The organism is Photobacterium andalusiense, from assembly GCF_900185625.1.
Classification (GTDB): domain Bacteria; phylum Pseudomonadota; class Gammaproteobacteria; order Enterobacterales; family Vibrionaceae; genus Photobacterium; species Photobacterium aquimaris.
Genome location: NZ_FYAJ01000006.1, coordinates 105,890 through 125,112 on the forward strand (window position 1 = coordinate 105,890; position 19,223 = coordinate 125,112).

General features: G+C 42.7%; 22 protein-coding genes. 9 read left to right on the forward strand and 13 right to left on the reverse strand.

All coding sequences use genetic code 11. The features are described 5' to 3' along the window. Nucleotides 1-2 precede the first annotated feature (2 nt). The 5 genes from trmH to PAND9192_RS14480 all read right to left on the reverse strand — a co-directional run bounded on the left by trmH (nucleotide 3) and on the right by PAND9192_RS14480 (nucleotide 5,006). Nucleotides 3-731, reverse strand: a complete 729-nt coding sequence (gene trmH, locus PAND9192_RS14460) for a tRNA (guanosine(18)-2'-O)-methyltransferase TrmH (RefSeq protein ID WP_087854439.1) — start codon at nucleotides 729-731, stop codon at nucleotides 3-5. A 125-nt stretch (nucleotides 732-856) separates the two neighbouring features. Further along, nucleotides 857-2,959 (reverse strand): bifunctional GTP diphosphokinase/guanosine-3',5'-bis pyrophosphate 3'-pyrophosphohydrolase, encoded by a 2,103-nt coding sequence (gene spoT, locus PAND9192_RS14465; protein ID WP_087854352.1) that lies wholly within the window; start codon nucleotides 2,957-2,959, stop codon nucleotides 857-859. Nucleotides 2,960-2,974: 15 nt separating this feature from the next. After that, nucleotides 2,975-3,253, reverse strand: coding sequence for a DNA-directed RNA polymerase subunit omega (gene rpoZ / locus PAND9192_RS14470; protein WP_036789323.1), 279 nt, complete (start codon nucleotides 3,251-3,253; stop codon nucleotides 2,975-2,977). A 51-nt stretch (nucleotides 3,254-3,304) separates the two neighbouring features. Beyond that, nucleotides 3,305-3,931 carry a guanylate kinase gene (gene gmk, locus PAND9192_RS14475; RefSeq protein ID WP_036789325.1) on the reverse strand — a complete coding sequence of 209 codons (627 nt, stop codon included), beginning with the start codon at nucleotides 3,929-3,931 and terminating at the stop codon, nucleotides 3,305-3,307. 211 nt (nucleotides 3,932-4,142) lie between these two features. Beyond that, a complete protein-coding gene (locus PAND9192_RS14480) occupies nucleotides 4,143-5,006 on the reverse strand; it encodes a YicC/YloC family endoribonuclease (RefSeq protein WP_060997761.1) in 864 nt (287 codons plus the stop codon). 257 nt (nucleotides 5,007-5,263) lie between these two features. Between PAND9192_RS14480 and rph the strand changes: the two genes are divergently transcribed. Further along, on the forward strand, nucleotides 5,264-5,980 hold the full coding sequence (gene rph, locus PAND9192_RS14485; RefSeq protein ID WP_036789329.1) for a ribonuclease PH: 717 nt from the start codon (nucleotides 5,264-5,266) through the stop codon (nucleotides 5,978-5,980). 159 nt (nucleotides 5,981-6,139) lie between these two features. Next, on the forward strand, nucleotides 6,140-6,781 hold the full coding sequence (gene pyrE / locus PAND9192_RS14490; protein WP_065169264.1) for an orotate phosphoribosyltransferase: 642 nt from the start codon (nucleotides 6,140-6,142) through the stop codon (nucleotides 6,779-6,781). A 98-nt stretch (nucleotides 6,782-6,879) separates the two neighbouring features. Here the strand turns inward: pyrE and slmA are convergent, their stop codons facing one another. The 3 genes from slmA to coaBC form a co-directional block, all read right to left on the reverse strand. Further along, a complete protein-coding gene (gene slmA / locus PAND9192_RS14495; RefSeq protein ID WP_065169265.1) occupies nucleotides 6,880-7,470 on the reverse strand; it encodes a nucleoid occlusion factor SlmA in 591 nt (196 codons plus the stop codon). A 233-nt stretch (nucleotides 7,471-7,703) separates the two neighbouring features. Next, the gene (gene dut, locus PAND9192_RS14500; protein WP_087854353.1) at nucleotides 7,704-8,162 is read right to left on the reverse strand and encodes a dUTP diphosphatase; all 459 of its coding nucleotides are present in this window, start codon (nucleotides 8,160-8,162) and stop codon (nucleotides 7,704-7,706) included. 9 nt (nucleotides 8,163-8,171) lie between these two features. Further along, on the reverse strand, nucleotides 8,172-9,386 hold the full coding sequence (gene coaBC / locus PAND9192_RS14505; RefSeq protein WP_087854354.1) for a bifunctional phosphopantothenoylcysteine decarboxylase/phosphopantothenate--cysteine ligase CoaBC: 1,215 nt from the start codon (nucleotides 9,384-9,386) through the stop codon (nucleotides 8,172-8,174). Between the two features lie 237 nt (nucleotides 9,387-9,623). On the opposite strand from coaBC, the gene radC reads away from it, so the two are divergent. The 6 genes from radC (at nucleotide 9,624) to PAND9192_RS14540 (ending at nucleotide 13,677) form a co-directional block, all read left to right on the forward strand. Then, complete coding sequence (gene radC / locus PAND9192_RS14510) at nucleotides 9,624-10,298, forward strand: RadC family protein (protein WP_065169268.1); 675 nt, start codon at nucleotides 9,624-9,626, stop codon at nucleotides 10,296-10,298. 171 nt (nucleotides 10,299-10,469) lie between these two features. Beyond that, nucleotides 10,470-10,706: a 50S ribosomal protein L28 gene (rpmB, locus tag PAND9192_RS14515; RefSeq protein ID WP_060997767.1), complete on the forward strand. Its 237-nt coding sequence runs from the start codon at nucleotides 10,470-10,472 to the stop codon at nucleotides 10,704-10,706. Nucleotides 10,707-10,719: 13 nt separating this feature from the next. After that, nucleotides 10,720-10,887 (forward strand): 50S ribosomal protein L33, encoded by a 168-nt coding sequence (gene rpmG / locus PAND9192_RS14520; RefSeq protein WP_005371942.1) that lies wholly within the window; start codon nucleotides 10,720-10,722, stop codon nucleotides 10,885-10,887. Nucleotides 10,888-11,212: 325 nt separating this feature from the next. Next, nucleotides 11,213-11,722: a hypothetical protein gene (locus PAND9192_RS14530; protein ID WP_087854356.1), complete on the forward strand. Its 510-nt coding sequence runs from the start codon at nucleotides 11,213-11,215 to the stop codon at nucleotides 11,720-11,722. A 7-nt stretch (nucleotides 11,723-11,729) separates the two neighbouring features. Continuing rightward, nucleotides 11,730-12,539, forward strand: a complete 810-nt coding sequence (mutM, locus tag PAND9192_RS14535; protein ID WP_087854357.1) for a bifunctional DNA-formamidopyrimidine glycosylase/DNA-(apurinic or apyrimidinic site) lyase — start codon at nucleotides 11,730-11,732, stop codon at nucleotides 12,537-12,539. A 133-nt stretch (nucleotides 12,540-12,672) separates the two neighbouring features. After that, nucleotides 12,673-13,677: an NAD-dependent epimerase gene (locus PAND9192_RS14540; protein ID WP_087854358.1), complete on the forward strand. Its 1,005-nt coding sequence runs from the start codon at nucleotides 12,673-12,675 to the stop codon at nucleotides 13,675-13,677. 49 nt (nucleotides 13,678-13,726) lie between these two features. Here the strand turns inward: PAND9192_RS14540 and coaD are convergent, their stop codons facing one another. The 3 genes from coaD to PAND9192_RS14555 are packed head-to-tail and all read right to left on the reverse strand — an operon-like array spanning nucleotide 13,727 to nucleotide 16,065. Beyond that, the gene (gene coaD, locus PAND9192_RS14545) at nucleotides 13,727-14,212 is read right to left on the reverse strand and encodes a pantetheine-phosphate adenylyltransferase (protein ID WP_087854359.1); all 486 of its coding nucleotides are present in this window, start codon (nucleotides 14,210-14,212) and stop codon (nucleotides 13,727-13,729) included. Nucleotides 14,213-14,218: 6 nt separating this feature from the next. Beyond that, nucleotides 14,219-14,995, reverse strand: coding sequence for a glycosyltransferase family 2 protein (locus PAND9192_RS14550; RefSeq protein ID WP_087854360.1), 777 nt, complete (start codon nucleotides 14,993-14,995; stop codon nucleotides 14,219-14,221). Between the two features lie 17 nt (nucleotides 14,996-15,012). After that, nucleotides 15,013-16,065 carry a glycosyltransferase family 9 protein gene (locus PAND9192_RS14555; RefSeq protein ID WP_087854361.1) on the reverse strand — a complete coding sequence of 351 codons (1,053 nt, stop codon included), beginning with the start codon at nucleotides 16,063-16,065 and terminating at the stop codon, nucleotides 15,013-15,015. 89 nt (nucleotides 16,066-16,154) lie between these two features. Here PAND9192_RS14555 and PAND9192_RS14560 point away from each other — a divergent pair, with 89 nt between their 5' ends. Continuing rightward, a complete protein-coding gene (locus PAND9192_RS14560) occupies nucleotides 16,155-16,883 on the forward strand; it encodes a 3-deoxy-D-manno-octulosonic acid kinase (RefSeq protein WP_087854440.1) in 729 nt (242 codons plus the stop codon). Here the strand turns inward: PAND9192_RS14560 and waaA are convergent. Beyond that, on the reverse strand, nucleotides 16,880-18,160 hold the full coding sequence (gene waaA / locus PAND9192_RS14565; protein ID WP_087854362.1) for a lipid IV(A) 3-deoxy-D-manno-octulosonic acid transferase: 1,281 nt from the start codon (nucleotides 18,158-18,160) through the stop codon (nucleotides 16,880-16,882). The genes PAND9192_RS14560 and waaA overlap by 4 nt on opposite strands. Next, on the reverse strand, nucleotides 18,154-19,188 hold the full coding sequence (waaF, locus tag PAND9192_RS14570; RefSeq protein WP_087854363.1) for a lipopolysaccharide heptosyltransferase II: 1,035 nt from the start codon (nucleotides 19,186-19,188) through the stop codon (nucleotides 18,154-18,156). Before waaF ends, waaA begins: the two co-directional genes overlap by 7 nt. Nucleotides 19,189-19,223 lie beyond the last annotated feature (35 nt).

Genomic DNA, 19,223 nt, shown 5'->3' on the forward strand with positions numbered 1-19,223 from the left:
GGTTAGTCCTTGTTAGTTACGCTAGTTGCGACTGGGCGTTTGACCTTTTTGGCTTGCATCGCTGCCCACCATTGCTCGTCAGCAACAATCTGGCCTTGATCATCTAATTGTGGGTACGGTAAATTTTTCTGTTTAGCGACATTGGCTAATACCGGATGTCCACGTTCAAATAGAATACGATTTACCACACTAGCATCAAGTAAAGTGGTAGTGCGATCATACATACCCGCATTTTGACGTTGGCGTTGTGCTTCGTAGAGAATGAGTGCACTGGCGACAGAAACATTGAGAGATTGCACCATGCCGACCATGGGAATAATAATATCTTGATCAGCCAATGCTAATGCTTCAGCGGTAATACCATTTTTTTCACCACCGAGAATAATCGCAGTTGGTTTGGTGTAATCGACCTCTCGAAAATCAACCGCAGAAGCGGATAAATTGGTCGCAAGAACTTGCATGCCTTGTGCTTTAAGGGCGCTAATAGCTTCAACCATGGTATCGTGAGTTTCAAGCTCGACCCAGTTACGGGCACCTGCTGAAGTATGACTCAGTACTTTCATGGCTTCTTTTGGCCACACCGCGTGCACTTTATGGACCCCAACCGCATCAGCGGTACGAATAATAGCGGAGACATTGTTGGGTTTGTGGACCTCTTCCATACATACGGTGAGGTCGGGTTGGCGAGTAGCTAATACTTGATGGATACGTTGAAAGCGATCAGGAGTCATATGGTTTAAGCCATTGGCAATAATAACAATGATCCCATAATAATATGGATTGATTGCCAAATACACAAAACGCCCATGAGTGGGCGTTTTATTCATAGTATTAACAGCAGATTAAATGGCTGCAGTTAATTTTTTTGGCGAGCAACCCGTACCACATCTGGCATGATACGAATACGACGCATGATATTGGCCAAGTGGACACGGCTCTTGGTGGTCAAACGGACAGTGATCGTATACAGACGGCCGTCTTTTTCTTCGGTCGCTAAACCTTGAATATTAGAGCCTGTTGCTGCAATTGTGTTGGTTAAGTCGGCCAGTGCACCTTGGTGATTTTGCATGTCGACTTTGAGGTTAGTGACAAACTCTTGCTCAAAATCTTCACTCCATTCAACCGCCATGTACTTATCGGGTTCTTTACGGTAACCACGAATATTGGCACATTCTTCACGGTGAATAACCAAGCCTTTACCAGGACTGACATGAGCAACAATCGGGTCGCCATGGATTGGATGACAACAGTTGGCAAACGTCAGCAAAATACCGTCGGCACCTTGAATCGGTAAGCGGCGATCACTGTTTTTGGCAGTGAGTTCATCGGCATTACCCAATAATCGGCGTGCGATAACCACACTCATCAGCTCACCTAAACCGATTTCCGTTAATAAATCATCAACGGTTTCAAGTTTGAGATCAGTTAATACTTTAGTAATGTTTTCAGCAGCAATGGCCTGCATACTGACACCACCTAAGGCATGATTAAGCAAGCGACGCCCAAGGGTAATCGATTCATCACGGCGCATAGTTTTTAGCACCTGACGTACTTTCGTGCGTGCGCGTGAAGTAACCACATAGTTAAGCCATGCCGCATTAGGTCGTGCACCAGGTGCGCTAATAATATCGATGGTTTGACCATTTTTCAGTGGCTTACTTAATGGGTAAGGCTGACGATCGACACGAGAGCCGACACAAGTATTACCAATATCGGTGTGCACGGCATAAGCAAAATCAACTGCCGTTGCGCCTACAGGTAATTCGACAATGCGACCTTTAGGGGTAAAAACGTAAATTTCATCAGGGAAAAGATCAGATTTAACGTTTTCAATAAACTCAAATGAGCTACCCGCACTTTGTTGAAGTTCTAGTAGGCTTTGCATCCAACGTTGAGCTTTAACTTGGGCGGTAGTCCCTGGGGTTTCACCGTCTTTGTAAGTCCAATGTGCAGCCACACCTTTATCCGCCATCTGATCCATGTCTTCAGTACGAATTTGAACTTCAACCGGTACCCCATGAGGGCCAACCAGTGAAGTGTGTAGCGATTGATAGCCATTGGCTTTTGGAATCGCAATATAGTCTTTCATGCGACTTGGGCGGGGTTTATACAGGTTATGTACCTGACCCAAAACGCGGTAGCAAGTATCAAGATCATCGACTAAGACACGGAATGCGTAGATATCCATGATTGAATGAAAGCGCTGTTCTTTATTCTTCATCTTGTTATAGATGGAGTATAAGTTCTTTTCGCGACCAGATACTTCTGCTGCTATTCCCGCATCATTAAGGCGACCCTCAATTTCTGCGTGAATTTTATTAATCATTTCTTTGCGGTTGCCCCGAGCTGCTGCAACGACTTGTTTTAGGACGCGGTAGCGGTTGGGATATAACGCTTCAAAGCCAAGCTCTTCAAGTTCAGATTTGATGTTATGGATACCAAGACGGTGGGCAAGCGGAGAGAATATTTCAAGGGTTTCACGAGCAATGCGACGGCGTTTGTCAGGACGTAGTGCCCCTAGCGTACGCATATTGTGAGTACGATCAGCAAGTTTGATCAGAATAACGCGAATATCGTGCGCCATTGCCATGATCATTTTACGGAAATTTTCAGCTTGCGCTTCTTTGCGATCGCGGAATTTGAGTTTATCGAGTTTAGAGACGCCATCAACCAATTCGGCAACAGTATCGCCAAAGCGGCAGGCTAGATCCTCTTTAGTGACCTCGGTATCTTCAATCACATCGTGCAGCAACGCTGCCATCAGTGTTTCAATATCGAGACGCATTTCCGCCAGAATACGGGCAACCGCAACTGGGTGGATTATATAAGGCTCGCCTGTTGAACGAGTTTGGCCTTCATGGGCGTCGCGAGCAACAAGATAAGCCTGTCGAAGCACCTCAATTTGAGACTTCGACAGGTACTTGGTTGCGACTTCTTTCAGGCTATCAAAAAGATACAATGCCTGGTTTCCTGATTAACGGTGATGGTCGCCAGCAATCGCACTAACAGCTGCTAATTCAGCTGCTTCTTGCTCTTGCAGTTCCTGACGCTCGCGAGCATCAAGGATATCTTTAGTAATTAGGCCTTCTTCGATTTCACGAAGTGCAATTACTGTATATTTGTCGTTTTCTTCAGGAACCAATGGATCCTTACCGCCGGTTTGCATTTGACGTGCGCGGCGAGCAGCAATTTGGATCAGATCGAAACGGTTGCCAATTTTATCAACAGCGTCTTGAACGGTTACGCGTGCCATGGAGGACTCCAGTGGTTATTAAATTAGGAATAGAAAATTGTACAAAATAACTTACTGATCTGCTAGTAGCGCAGTCAACATGCTTCTATATTTAGCAGTTTGCTTGTCTTGCTTCAATCGTTCTGCACGAATAATTGCTTTAAAGTCAATTAATGCGACATCGAAATCGTCATTAACGATTACATAATCGTATTCGTTATAGTGTGAGATCTCTGAACGTGCTTCTTCCATACGACGGGCAATAACAGCTTCGCTGTCTTGACCACGAGTATTAAGTCGACGCTCCAATTCCTCTTTTGACGGAGGTAGAATAAACAAGCTTTTAGCGGCTGGCATAAGTTTACGAATTTGACGTGCACCTTGCCAATCGATATCTAAAAAGACATCAATACCTTTATTTAATTGCTGTTCAATCCATGGACGAGAAGTACCATAGTAATTGCTAAACACTTCGGCATGCTCAAGGAATGCACCTTGTTCTACCAAGTCGGTAAATTCTTCTACGCTAACGAAATTGTAATGAACACCGTTTTCCTCGCCCGGGCGCATGCCACGAGTCGTATGGGACACGGATACTTTCATGTCATAGGTCGGGTTAGTTTCAAGAAGGGCATTAATCAAACTTGATTTACCAGCACCACTTGGGGCCGACACGATGTATAGAGTACCTTTGCTCATTGCCTATTTTCACTCAGTGATAGAAGGGCGCGAAGATTATCACGATCTGCGCATAATTGAAATTAGCTGATTGCTTGAAAATTCATCTTTTTTACGGAGTCAATATAACCTAAGCCTAGCTGGCTTTATTGAGATTTCATAATCAGACTACCTTTTCAAACAACTTTCCAAGTTAAATAGCATTAACTTGGAAAGTGTGAGTAGCGATTATTTACTCAATGTTCTGAATCTGTTCACGCATTTGCTCGATCAATACTTTCAGTTCAACGGCTGATGCTGTGACGTCAGTATTAATTGATTTTGATGCCAATGTGTTTGATTCACGGTTAAATTCTTGCATCATAAAATCAAGACGACGACCACATGCGCCACCTTTAGCGAGAATTTTGTTGGTTTCTTTTACGTGTGAATCAAGGCGATCAAGCTCTTCGGCAACATCACTTTTTTGCGCCAGCATGATCAGCTCTTGCTCTAGGCGATTGCTGTCTAGATCGACTTTAGCTTCATCAAGACGCGACATAATACGCTCACGTTGCCACACCATTATTTGTGGCATTAAAGTGCGTACTTTGATCGCTTCTGTTGAAATTGCAGCTAAACGTTGGTCGATCAACTGCTTCATGTTGTCGCCTTCGCTAGCACGTGCTGCAATAAAATCATCCATAGCAAGCTCAAAGCCTGCAAGTAGATCTTTATTTATCACATCTAAATCTTGTTCGGGTGCTTCCATCACGCCCGGCCAGTTAAGCACTTGAAATGGGCCAATATTACCTTCACCTGCCGTTTCTGTTACCCAACGCGCCGCATGAATGACTTGTTTAGCCAAGGCTTCATTGATAGTGAGTTCAGTATTAGCAGCGGTGTTAGCTTCATAACGAAGATTACATTCAACTTTACCGCGTGCTAGACGTTTACGAAAACGCTCACGCAATACCGGCTCAAGGCTACGGAATTGTTCAGGCATACGAATGTAAGTTTCAAGATAACGTTGGTTTACTGAGCGGATTTCCCACACAGCAGTGCCCCAGTCGCCTTTTATTTCGCGACGAGCATAAGCAGTCATACTATGGATCATTGGCTTGTGGCCCTTTGGTTATGATGGTCGCGACGGCTAAACTTAGCGTATTGCACGGTAAGTCTGATCTTTTAATTACAATAGAGGTGCGTCGTAACCGAGTTTTATTATTATATGCGAGATCACGGGTTGTGGGCTACTGCTGTAAATGCAAAACAAGGTTGATTCTATCGTTTAAGCTATGGTTTTCTCGTGCACTGGGATTGAGATGTCGCTATAATCGCCGGTTAATATCATCCAGCCAAAGGGAAATCCCGATGCGTCCAAGCGGAAGAAGTGCCACTCAGGTACGTCCAATCACTATTACTCGTAACTATACAGCCCATGCTGAAGGTTCAGTATTGGTTGAATTTGGCAACACCAAAGTAATTTGTACTGCTAGTGTTGAAGAAAATGTGCCGCGTTGGCTTAAAGGTAAAGGTCAAGGTTGGGTGACTGCAGAATATGGTATGTTGCCACGCGCTACGCATACTCGTAATCGCCGTGAAGCGGCTAGCGGTAAGCAAGGCGGTCGCACCATGGAAATTCAACGTCTGATTGCACGTAGTTTACGTGCTGCGGTTGATTTGAAAGTGCTTGGCGAGCAAATGATCACTGTTGATTGTGATGTGATTCAAGCAGATGGTGGCACACGTACTGCTTCTATCACCGGTGCAATGGTGGCATTGGTCGATGCAATCAATTATATGCTTGAAAAAGGCATGATTAAGAAAAGCCCACTTAAAGGTATGGTTGCTGCAGTGTCGGTTGGTATTTATAAAGGCGAGCCAATTTGTGATCTTGAGTATCTTGAAGATTCCGCCGCTGAAACCGACATGAATGTGGTGATGACCGAAGACGGCAAGATGATTGAGATTCAAGGTACTGCTGAGGGTGAGGCGTTTAGCCATGAAGAGTTGCTGGCAATGCTGGCGCTGGCGAAAGACGGCATAACCGATATTATATCGATGCAGAAACAAGCCTTAGAAAACTAATTGTTAGCGGTTCCTATTGGAGCCGCTTTTTTTTATCTGAAATTTATTGGTTAGAGGAATAATCATTGATTTCAGCGGCAACAGTTTTACCACTGAGATGGGTAAAGGTTGCTTCTATCTTCAACATTGTAAAACACGAAAGTCGTTTAAGGAGCCACAATGAAAGCATATCAGCGTCAGTTCATCGAATTTGCCCTAGAAAAAGGCGTATTAAAGTTTGGTGAGTTTACTCTGAAATCGGGTCGTAAAAGTCCGTATTTCTTTAACGCGGGATTATTTAATACTGGTCGTGATCTTGCGCGTCTAGGCCGCTTTTATGCTGCTGCATTGGTTGACGCTAAAATTGAGTTTGATGTGTTATTTGGTCCAGCGTACAAAGGGATTCCAATTGCGACCACTACCGCAGTGGCATTGGCTGATCATCATGATATTGATACGCCATACTGTTTTAACCGTAAAGAAGCCAAAAACCACGGCGAAGGTGGCAACTTAGTTGGTAGCGAACTTGAAGGCCGCATTATGTTAGTTGATGATGTGATCACTGCAGGCACCGCCATTCGTGAATCAATGCAAATCATTAAAGCCAATGGTGCTGATTTAGCGGGCGTATTAGTGGCGATTGATCGTCAAGAAAAAGGCCAAGGTGAATTATCTGCGATTCAAGAAGTCGAGCGTGATTTTGGTTGCGCAGTGATTTCAATTGTCTCTCTTGGCGATGTGGTGACTTATTTAAGCGAGCAAGCAGGTATGGAGCAGCATTTAGCCGCTGTTACTGCGTACCGAACTCAATACGGTGTGTAATTAGTTTAAATTACTACCAAATAATAAAAAAGCGAGTCTCGATTGAGGCTCGCTTTTTTTATGCTACAGTTGATAGATTAAATCAATGCTGCGTTTGATTAGCCTAATTGACCGCTAAGTAGTTGCCAGTAATCATCAAAGTTTTCAGTTGGCTTGTATTTAAAGCTTGAGCGAACATAACGACTTAAACTGCCTTCCACTTGGCCAAGTAACTGGGCGGCTAAAATGGATTCATCAATAGGGAAGCCTTTGCCTTCACGTAGTTTACGTTCTTTAAGAATTTGACGTAATTGTGATTCAATGCGTTCAAATAACTGATTAATGCGTGACTGTAAGCGATCTTGTTCAAACATTAATGCGTGACCTGTCATGATACGGCTCAAACCGGGATTACGCTCACCAAACATCAATATCAGTTGTAGCACCATTCTCAGGCGAGTAAGGGTATCTTTTTCATCGTCAAGAATGCGGTTAATACGAGTAGTAATTGAATCTTCGATAAATTCAATCAGGCCTTCAAACATCCGTGCTTTACTTGGGAAGTGGCGATAGAGTGCAGCTTCCGAGACTCCAACATTAGCCGCCAGCATTTTGGTGGTAATACGTTGGCTTCCTTGATTTGATTCCAACATATGAGCAAGACACTGAAGTATCTCTTCGCGGCGATTGCTTTTTTTGGTGCCAGCCATGAATTATCGTTCCTTTGCAAAATGAGACTGTCCATGGACAGCGTGAAACCCGCTTATCTTAGCGATGCCATTGCGTCGTGAAAAGCACTGGATGATAAATGTATGCAGTTTATCAGTAAAAAAAGCGCAACCTTCAAGAGTTGCGCTTTGTGTTTGATCGTTATCGGTTATTTTAGCATCAAAATAAATTCATACGTCAAAAGCATAATTGATATTTATTGATATAAATAAACTTATTGACGACCTGAGTGGCCAAAACCACCTTCACCACGAAGACTTGCATCGTCAAAATCAGTCACAATATTAAATTGTGCTTGTACCACCGGTACAAAAACTAATTGCGCAATACGATCACCAGGCTCGATAGTGAAGGTTGTGTCACCACGGTTCCAGACTGATACCATCAGTTGACCTTGATAATCTGAGTCGATTAAACCAACAAGATTACCTAACACAATGCCATGCTTATGACCTAGGCCTGAGCGCGGTAAAATCGTTGCTGCAAGATTTGAATCGCCAATATGAATCGCCAAGCCAGTCGGTACCAAGTGAGTTTCCCCTGGCGCTACGATTAATGCTTGATCAAGACACGCACGTAAATCAAGCCCAGCAGAGCCTGTGGTTGCATAAGCGGGTAAGGGAAACTCGGTTCCAACACGGGGGTCAAGAATTTTAAGATCGATAGTGTTCATAATAATGCTCTAGTGCGTGGCGTGTTGATAAAGGGCAACAATTTCAGTCACTAATTGCTGGCCAAGATCGGCTTTAGTGGTTAATGGTAATGCTTTATCACCATTAGGCCAGTATAAATGGAGTGCATTGGTGTCGCTATTAAAGCCTTGTCCTTGTACTGAAACGTCATTAGCACAAATAAGATCAAGCTTCTTGGTGGCGAGTTTGCCACGCGCATAGTGCTCGACATCCTGAGTTTCAGCAGCAAAGCCAACCGTAAATGGACGCTGGTTAGTTAGCGCAGCAATAGCAGCAACGATATCAGGGTTTTTCACCAGTTGAATGGTCATTGTTTCGTTGTCTGATTGTTTTTTCATTTTTTGTTCAGCAATCTGCGCAGGGCGGAAATCAGCCACTGCGGCACAGGCGATAAATATCTCATTTTTTACTGCGTAAGCTAACGCAGCTTGCTGCATTTCGATAGCGCTACTGACATCAACTCGTGTTACACCTACTGGTGTGGTTAGATTTACTGGGCCACTGATTAAGGTCACATTAGCGCCGCGTTTAGCCGCAGCCTTTGCAATAGCAAACCCCATTTTACCCGAGCTGTAATTACTTAAATAACGCACTGGATCTATCGCTTCACGAGTAGGACCTGCAGTGATGACGATATTTAATCCTGCTAGATCAGAATGTTGAAAAAAATCTTCACAATGGTGTACCAGTTGCATTGGTTCAAGCATTCGTCCTGGACCAACATCACCACAAGCCTGTTCACCACTAGCAGGTCCCCATAACGTAAACCCACGACACTGGAGTGTAAGCAGATTTTCTTGAGTCGCAATGTTGCGGTACATTTGCTGATTCATTGCCGGTGCAACAGCAATAGGTGCATCGGTTGCTAAACAAAGCGTCGACAGTAAATCATTACCCATGCCAGCACTGATGCGAGCAATTAAGTCGGCTGTTGCTGGCGCGAGTAAAACCAGATCGGCCCATTTAGCCAGTTCAATATGACCCATTGATGCCTCAGCAGAAGGGTCTAATAAGCTACTTGAAACAGGATTTCCCGATACCGCTTGCATGGTTAGTGGTGTAATGAATTCTTGTGCTGCGGTGGTCATTACAACTTGAACTTGGGCGCCGCGTTCAATTAAGCGACGCGTAAGTTCTGCACATTTGTAGGCAGCGATACCGCCGCTAATGCCGAGAAGGATTTTTTTTCCTGCCAGTGTTTGCATGGTTTTGCCTGTGTCTAGAAGCCAATAAATTTTGCTGACACGATAGCATCAAATCTATCAACGATCATCGCTTGCAATGGTGGTTAGGTTTTTTTATCAGTGATCGTGTCGAGGTTTTATGATTGTAAATAGTCATATCAATCCTAAAAATTGTCGATGATTTCAAAAAACAGTACTAGTTAGGTTGTGTAAAAAGTGATGGCTGTTTTGCTAGTGGTATACCAATAAGGAGACAATATGTCGCTTAAGCAATTGCCATTAGCATCGCGTCCGCGCGAAAAATTATTATCTCACGGTTGTGAGTCACTCACCGATGCTGAATTATTAGCCATTTTTTTACGCACCGGCATTAAAGGGATGAACGCGTTGGAATTGGCGACGTATTTATTGCAAGAATTTGGTTCATTACGCGCCTTGCTGGCTGCAGATAAAGAAACTTTTTGTGAGGTTAAAGGCTTGGGTCCGGCAAAGTTTGCTCTGTTGCAGGCTGTTTTAGCGATGGGAGAGCGATATTTAGAAGAAATTTTAAAAAAAGATAACGCGCTCACAAATCCACAAAATACTCGCCAATATCTAGTCAAAAAATTACGCCATAAACAGCGCGAAGCCTTTTATATCCTATTCCTAGACAATCAACACCGAGTTATAACTGGAGAGGTATTATTTGAAGGAACGCTTGATTGTGCGAGCGTCTATCCGCGTGAAGTTGTAAAAAGATCGTTAGAACTTAATGCAGCGGCGTTAATTTTAGCGCATAATCACCCATCAGGCGTTGCTGAACCTAGTCAGGCTGACCATCGAATAACCCGCAAGATCAGCGATTCGCTGGCTTTAGTCGATATTCGTGTTCTGGATCATTTTGTTGTCGGTGAGGGAGAAGTTATTTCCTTTGCCGAGCGCGGTTGGCTATAAAATAGACAATTTTCGACAAAAAAAGTGAGAAAGGATCTGCTCGGGACTTGAGCAACTGGTTTTGACTTAGTATAATGCGCGACCTTTGATAGCTGTGGTTATATGTAAAATTGAATTTTACATTAAATTTCCATGGTAGATATCGAGCGAAACGATTTGGAGAAGACAGTAATGTCCCGAGTATGCCAAGTAACTGGTAAGCGTCCTGTAACGGGTAACAACCGTTCACACGCACGTAATGCCACCAAGCGTCGTTTTCTGCCGAACCTGCAAACTCATCGTTTCTGGGTAGAAAGCGAAAAACGCTTCGTTAAACTACGTCTTACTGCTAAAGGTATGCGTATCATTGATAAGAAAGGTATTGATGCCGTTCTTGCAGAGATGCGTGTCCGCGGCGAGAACGTTTAGAGGAATTTGAACAATGGCTAAAGGCATTCGTGAGAAGATCCGTCTAGTATCATCAGCTGGTACAGGCCACTTCTACACTACCGACAAGAACAAGCGCAACATGCCAGGCAAATTTGAGATCAAGAAATTTGATCCAGTAGTTCGCCAGCACGTGCTTTACAAAGAAGCTAAAATCAAGTAATTGGTTTTATCAATCTTTGATAAAAACCCAGCCTAGCTGGGTTTTTTTATATTTAAAATTTGTACTCTTTCCTGCTTTCCTGCTTTCCTGCTTTCTTGCTTTCTTGCTTTCTTGCTTTCTTGCTTTCCTGCTTTCCTGCTTTCCTGCTTTCTTGCTTTCTTGCTTTCTTGCTTTCTTGCTTTCTTGCTTTCCTGCTTTCCTGCTTTCCTGCTTTCCTAGCTTTCCCTGTATACTCTGTTAGACACTGACATAATTGATTGTTGCTGCCGCTAGTAGCAATGGTATCTTAATCGGTATTGATAATTGCGCATAGGAGCGCCTGAGAATGCGTCTAACGCGACGGGGATGGAATAACGTTATCATCATTGGGGTTTTAGCTTTTATCGCTGTCATACGGCTTCCAGAGCTTTTTCGTGAGCGTTTCACCGTTACATCGACGGCGAGTGCGCCAGCGGTGGTGATGCCATTATTTGCTCAGGATCGTATTATTCAACGATTAGTGTTACCTACAATGACTTTTCAGCAGTCAGCGATAGGTTGGAAGAGTCAGCCTTTGGTGGCGCTCGATATCGCAGCAGTTATTGCTCGATGGCAAACTTTGAAAGGAACCCAAATTAGTCAACAGCAGTTATCAGTATTAAAAAAGCAATTGCTGCTGCCGCACACTGTTGAGGCATGGTTTGTCGGCTTGTCGCAACCTCAGCGGATCACCGCTTACCAATTGTCGCATTTTTGGTTGCTAAACACTGGCACTGGAGAGTGGTTAGCGGTAACTGTGGCTGGTGAGTTGCTATTCCCACCGTTATCATCAAAATTATCATCATTATCGGAGTAAGCGAAAGATGCCTGAATTACCTGAAGTTGAAGTGACTCGTATGGGGATCACCCCACATGTTGTTGGGCAAACGGTGATTGAAATCATTATTCGTAATTCAAGATTGCGTTGGCCAATTCCTGAGGCGATTAAAAATATTGAAGGGCAGGTGATTCACAAGGTTGTTCGCCGGGCCAAATATTTATTATTAGAAACTGATATTGGCTACGCGGTCGTTCATCTTGGTATGTCAGGTAGTTTACGTATATTACCTGCGGGCTCAGTGGTTGAAAAACATGATCATGTTGATGTGGTATTAGCCAGTGGTGAAATCCTGCGTTATAACGATCCTCGTCGCTTTGGCGCATGGCTATGGCAACCGATAGGGGAAGACCATCCGGTATTAGAGAAAATGGGTCCAGAGCCATTGAGTGATGATTTTAATGGTGATTATTTGGTTGCTAAGGCAAAAGCAAAGCGTAAAGCGATTAAATTACTTATCATGGATAATCATATTGTGGTCGGCGTCGGTAATATTTATGCCAATGAATCGCTATTTGCGGCAGGAATTGATCCACAATGCCCTGCAGGTAAAGTTTCATCACAAAAGTTACACTTGCTGGCCAATGAAATAAAAACCGTATTACACAAAGCAATTGCTCAAGGTGGAACAACGCTAAAAGACTTTAAAAATGCCGATGGCAAACCCGGTTACTTTGCGCAAGAATTACAAGTTTATGGTAAAGGTGGTCAGCCCTGTCCACGTTGTGGTGAGCTTTTAACAGAGATAAAACTTGGTCAACGAGCCACGGTTTTTTGTAGTAAGTGTCAGCACTGAGTTAGTTATTTATTCGATTTTTATTAAGCATAGGTTCATTTTTTTTGAGCAGTAATCCTGACCAATCTTGCTATCATAGTTAAAAATCATATAAAAATAATGCGTGTTTTCAAAACACAGAAAGGGCTAGAAGATGAAATATTTAGTAACTGGAGTCGCTGGTTTTATTGGTAGTGCAGTGACAGAGCGTTTATGTGCTCAAGGCCACCAAGTAGTTGGTATCGATAACCTTAATGACTATTATGAGGTTGCGCTAAAGCATGCACGCTTAGATCGTATCAAGCATGATAATTTTAGCTTTATTGAAATGGATCTTGCTGATCGTGAAGCGATTGCGAATCTATTTGCTGAACAAAAATTTAATCGAGTTATCCATCTTGCAGGTCAAGCAGGTGTACGTTATTCAATAGATAATCCAATGGCTTATGGTGATAGTAACTTAATTGGCTATTTGACTATCCTTGAAGGCTGCCGTCATAACAAAGTTGAGCACCTTGTTTATGCGTCATCAAGTTCGGTATATGGCTTAAATCAAAAGATGCCATTTGATACCGCTGATAGCGTTGATCATCCGGTATCATTGTATGCCGCAGCTAAAAAAGCTAATGAATTGATGGCGCACAGCTATTCACACCTTTACGGTATTCCGACAACAGGCTTACGTTTCTTTACGGTTTATGGCCCGTGGGGTCGTCCTGATATGGCATTGTTTAAATTTACTAATGCGATCATGGAAGGTAAAGAAATTGATATTTATAACAATGGTGATATGAGTCGTGATTTTACTTATATCGATGATATTGTTGAAGGTGTTATTCGCATTCAGGATGTGATTCCACAACCTAATCCTGAATGGACAGTAGAAACAGGCTCACCAGCGACGAGCTCTGCGCCATACCGTATTTATAATATTGGTCATGGTAGCCCAGTTAAATTAATGGATTATGTTGAAGCACTTGAAGAATCACTTGGTGTTGAGGCGAAGAAAAACTTTATGCCAATGCAACCGGGTGATGTTTACATGACCTATGCTGATACTGATGATTTATTTGCAGCAACTGGTTATAAGCCAGCGGTTGATGTTAAACCTGGCGTGCAAGCTTTTGTTGACTGGTATCGCGAATACTACAACAAATAAGCCATGATGATTGAGTAGAAAAGGGAGCCAATGTGCTCCCTTTTTTTGTTTATATTTGAGTAAATTTAGCCAATAAGGCTTGAGTGATGATTGGATCAACAAATTGACTCACATCTCCTTTATGGAGTGCGACTTCTTTGACTATGGTTGAAGAAATAAAAGAGTTCTCTTCTGCTGGTGTTAAAAATACCGTTTCCAGTTCAGGCATCAAACGTCGGTTCATATTGGCGAGTTGAAATTCATATTCAAAATCAGACACCGCACGTAACCCACGCACTAAAATATTGGCGTGGTGCTCTTGGGCAAAATTGACCAATAATCCAGAAAAACCAACAATCTCAACATTAGGCAAATGTGCTGTGATTTGTTGGGCAAGTTCAACCCGCTCTTCTAATGTGAACAACGGTTTTTTGGTTGGATTAAATGCCACACCAACAATGACATGATCAAACATAGCCGCAGCACGCTCAATAAGATCAAGGTGGCCGTTAGTAATTGGATCAAAGGTACCGGGATAGATAACACGTGTTGTCATAATGGGTTACTTATTTTGTTTAAGGTAAAGGCCAAGATATTTATTAAGTACATATTGCGCATTTATAGAGGCAATAATAAAACCATGTTTACCATCAAGGAAGCCGCGTTTGATAAAATAGGTTCGTATAAAGCTAAAAACAGCATGTCCAATAGCTGATGCTATAGATGTTTTTTTGCCTTGTAAGTGCTTTTCTTTAGCCCATAGTTCAGCATATTTTGATTGTTTTTTTTGAAATTCAAAGAAATCATCAAAGGTATAATGCTCTAAGGCACCTGTGATTTTTATCACTTGGCAGCCAGAAGGAATGATCACCGATTCATGTACCTGAACATCATTATAGTGGGTTTCTTGTGGGCGATATAAACGTACAATCCAATCTGGGTGCCAGCCAGCGTGGCGAATAAACTTTCCAAATGCAGTACTAAGGCGGTTAACGCTATAAACCACATTATGTTGATTGGTTTGGAGTGCATCTTGAATGGATTGTTTTAGTTCTGGCGTGATGCGTTCATCAGCATCAAGCCATAACACATAATCACTGCTGACATACTGTTGAGCAAGCTGACGTTGTTTACCAAACCCAGGCCACTGCTTATTGACATAAAATTTGTCAGTATAGCGACGAGCAATGGTTTCTGTTTCATCTGTGCTGCCAGAGTCTAAAATAATTATTTCGTCGACCCAGTCTTTCACCGTATCTAAACATGCAGCAAGATGCTTGGCTTCATTTTTAACAATTAATGCAACACCAAGTGTCGGTTTGCCTGTTGATATGCTCATATGTTTTCCTTTGCAGCTTATGGCATTGGTGATGATAGCGATAGAATGAGATCAAGTTTTTCTTTTACCATTGCCACACTAATTTGCGGCATGATATCGCTGCCTTTGACGCGTGCTCCCCATGGTAACTCACCTAATGGTTTGCCGTAATGTTGTTCGGCGACTTGCTGATAAACACTAACAGTATATGACTGTGATAAATACGGTCCAGTACGCGCAGGGTTACTATGGCCATAAAGTCCAATTACAGGCGTGTTTTGGGTAGTTGCTAAGTGTGCTGGACCTGAATCTGGTGCTAGCACTACAGTTGCTGCGCGTAATAATGCTGTTAGCTGTAACAGGGTTGTTTTACCAATTAAATTAGTGATTGGCGCTTGGCTGTGGCTGATAATTTGTTGACCTAATTGTTGCTCACGTTCACTAGGTGAGCCGCAGAGTATAACTGCCAAGCCTTTAGTTGCGGCATAATCTGCAATGGCAGCATAGCGCTCAGGGAGCCAATTACGCTCATCTTTACTGGCTGCTGGTGATATTACCAGTGTTGGCTGATTAATATATTGTGCAGCAATGCTGTTATCTGCTGCGGTAAGTGGAATATTCCATTCTGGGGTCGTAAAAGACACTCCAATAAAACGTGCAAAATCAGCCATATTATCGAGAACATGTATACTGTCAGTATTGGGTAAGTGCTGATTAGTAACTAACCATTGGCCTTCTTTGGTTCTATTTTTACTAAACCCAATCCGATACTTAGCTTTGATACCTAAAGATAGTACACTTGCACGTAAGGCGACTTGCATATCGAGTAGTGCATCAAAACGGTATGATTTAAGTTGTTGCCAAACCTGTTTAATGCCATTCCAGCCGGCCTTTTTATCAAAACAGATCACTTTTATATTAGGTAATGCATTGATTAACTGTGCTTCAACCTTACCAGCTACCCAAGTGATTTCAGTCGTTGGCCACTGGCGTTGAATGGCTTGAACAACAGCAATCGCATGGCATACGTCACCAATAGCAGATAAACGTAAGATACAAATTGAACGTGGTGGCGTTGAGAACAGAGCCATGAGATTACCTTATTAAAAGTGGTCAGTGAATTATGCCGCTAGCCATTGAAATTGTAAAATATTCAACAATAAATGCGAGAGAGGCTGTAGTGCAGGAAATTATCAGTAACAACCAGGCCATTTGGTTTGATAGCGATTATCTAAGTGCAGATCCGCATGGTTGCTTTGATATTGAGTATTGGCGTCAGCGTGATGCAATTATTGGTTCAGCCGAGGGGCGTGGCACAACATGGTTTGTTGCCGATGAAAAACTGGAAATGGCATTGCGTCATTATCACCGTGGGGGGCTGTTTGCTAAAGTGAACAATGACAGCTATTGGTTTACTGATTGGCATAACACTCGCAGTGGGGCTGAGTTAGCGCTATTAAAGTTATTACGTGATGGTGGGGTTAATGTACCACGTCCCGTTGCCGCGCGTGCAGTCAAAAAAGGTTTGACATATAAAGCGGATATTTTGGTAGAGAAGATTGCCAATAGTCGTGATTTAGTGGCATTACTACAAAGCCAAACGGTCGCGGCAACAGTATGGCGTGATATTGGTGAAATGATTGGTAAGATGCATGATTTACAAGTGTGCCACACTGACTTGAATGCCCATAATATTTTATTAGACGATAGTCAGTGCCCATGGCTGATTGATTTTGATAAATGTGATTGTCGCGATGGTGATGATTGGAAAGTCGACAATTTGGCACGTTTAAAGCGCTCTTTTCTCAAAGAAGTCGATAAACGTGCGATTAAGTGGTGCGAAGATGATTGGATTGCCTTGTGTGACGGTTATGCACACAAAAGTCAACTTCGAATTACGATAGGTTAATCATCGGCTAAATAGTTACTAATACTCGCGATAGTTTTATTCACCGCACCTTGGTTTTCAATCACTATTCTTTGGCCCTGTACACCCATCTGTTGTTGGTGTTGAGGGTCATTAAATAAGGCTATTAATTGTTGCGCTAATTGGTGACTATTATGACAGATTTCAATCGCACCAGCGGCTAATAATTGCTGGGTGATATCCTCAAAATTATAATAACTAGGGCCGGTAATGGCAGGCTTTGCCACCGCTGCTGGCTCTAATAAATTATGCCCCCCCACTTTTTCGCCAATTAAACTTCCTCCCATAAAAGTCACATCAGCAGCGGCCAGCATGACTAACATTTCTCCCATAGTATCAGCAAGATATAACTGAGTATTCGTATTGATTGGTGTGGCACCTGTGCGGCGATGGACTTGTAAGCCGCGATCTAGCGCAAGCTTAGCTACACTGTCGAACCGTTGTGGGTGACGCGGCACAATAATTACCATCGCATTGGAATATTGTTGTTGCACGGCTTGATAGGCGTCCAGTACTTGCTCGTCTTCACCTTGATGAGTACTCGCTGCGACAAAAATAGGGCGCTCTATACCGAGTTGTTGGCGCAGTTGGTGTGCTTGCTCAAAAACAGTGTCAGCAATACTGATGTCATATTTGATTGAGCCCGTCACTGTTACCTGATGTTGTTGAGCGCCAATGGCAATAAATCGTCGAGCATCATCATCATGTAAACATAGAATTCTATCTATTTTATTGATCAATTGATGAGTAAAAAAACTAAACGACTGGTAGCGCTTGGCTGAACGTTCCGATAAGCGGGCATTAACAATGATGGTTGGAATGTTTTGGTGGTGAACACAAGTTAAGGTATTGAGCCATAATTCTTTTTCGACGATAAGAAATAATCTTGGCTTTATCGTTTTTAAAAAGCCACGCACACACCACCCAAAATCAATTGGCATATAGCGATGTTCAACCAAATCACCTAATTTTGCTATTTGCTCAGCACCAGTGCTGGTGGTAGTGGTTACCACAATGGCTTGCTTCGGGTAGGCTTGCTTGAGTGCTTTGATAACCGGCACGATCGCAATCGCTTCACCGACTGACGCTGCATGAATCCAAATCGGTTGTTCTGCTTTGAGTAACGCTGGCGTAAAACCAAAATGCTCTTTCCAACGCGAACCAAAAGCCGGTTTTCCTGGTTTGGTACGGTAAAGCCCCCATAATAATATGGGAGCGATCAGGGTTAACAATAAGGTATATAAAGTTCGAATCATAATGTCTGTAAATTACTAATCGCATTGATGACTTGTTGTGGTGAAATTTCAGTCATGCACTTGTTGTGTCCTAAAGGACATTCACGTTTAAAGCACGGTCGACATTCAATATCTGTGTGTAAAATGGCTTTTTTATCGGTGAGTGGCGGCGTGTAATTTGGTGTGGTTGGCCCATAAAGAGCAACGACATTGCATTGTACGGCTGCTGCAACATGCATTAATCCAGAGTCATTGCCGATAACCGTTGAGCATGATGCCAATAGATCGATAACATCTGTAAGTGATGTTTTACCCGCCAAGTTATGACAATACTGCTGGGCATTATTAGATAAAGATTTTTCAATTTGGTCGGTTAATGTTTTTTCATTATCTGAGCCAAATAATAGAATATTACAACCAGTCTCTATAAGCGTTTTAGCCACTGATGCATAATGATCAATTGGCCAGCATTTAGCTGAACCGTAAGCGGCTCCTGGGCAAAGTGCAATTGAGGTACGGCTTTGGTTAACGTTGAACTTTTCAAGTACTTGCTGTTGATTTTGAGTATCAATAGTCAGAGCAGGGAAAGGCATATCAGTTAGGCAACCAGAACCTGTCATCGCTGATGCTGGATGAGCCAAAGCAATATAACGTTCAATCATTAAATTAAATGATTTTTTATTGTTACGTAAATCATTAAGTAGCCCGTAACGCATTTCACCTTTCCAGCCGGTACGAGTTGGAATATTGGCGAAAAAAGGAATAAGCGCTGATTTGGCTGAATTGGGTAGAATATAAGCGTGATCATAGTTGTTATCACGTAATACCTTACCTAATTGGTAGCGAGCAAAAAAGTTAAAATCACCATGACCAATTGGCATTTCAATTGCTTTGTTGATCTCGGGCATACGTGCCAATACTGTTTTACACCAACCTGGCGCCATTACGTCAATGATACAATCCGGGTATTGTTTTTTTAATTCAATATATAAGCACTGCGACATCACCATGTCGCCAATCCAAGATGGACCGATGATTAAAATTTTAGTCATAAATAATTTACCGAGTTAGGATTCTCTGACCGAGT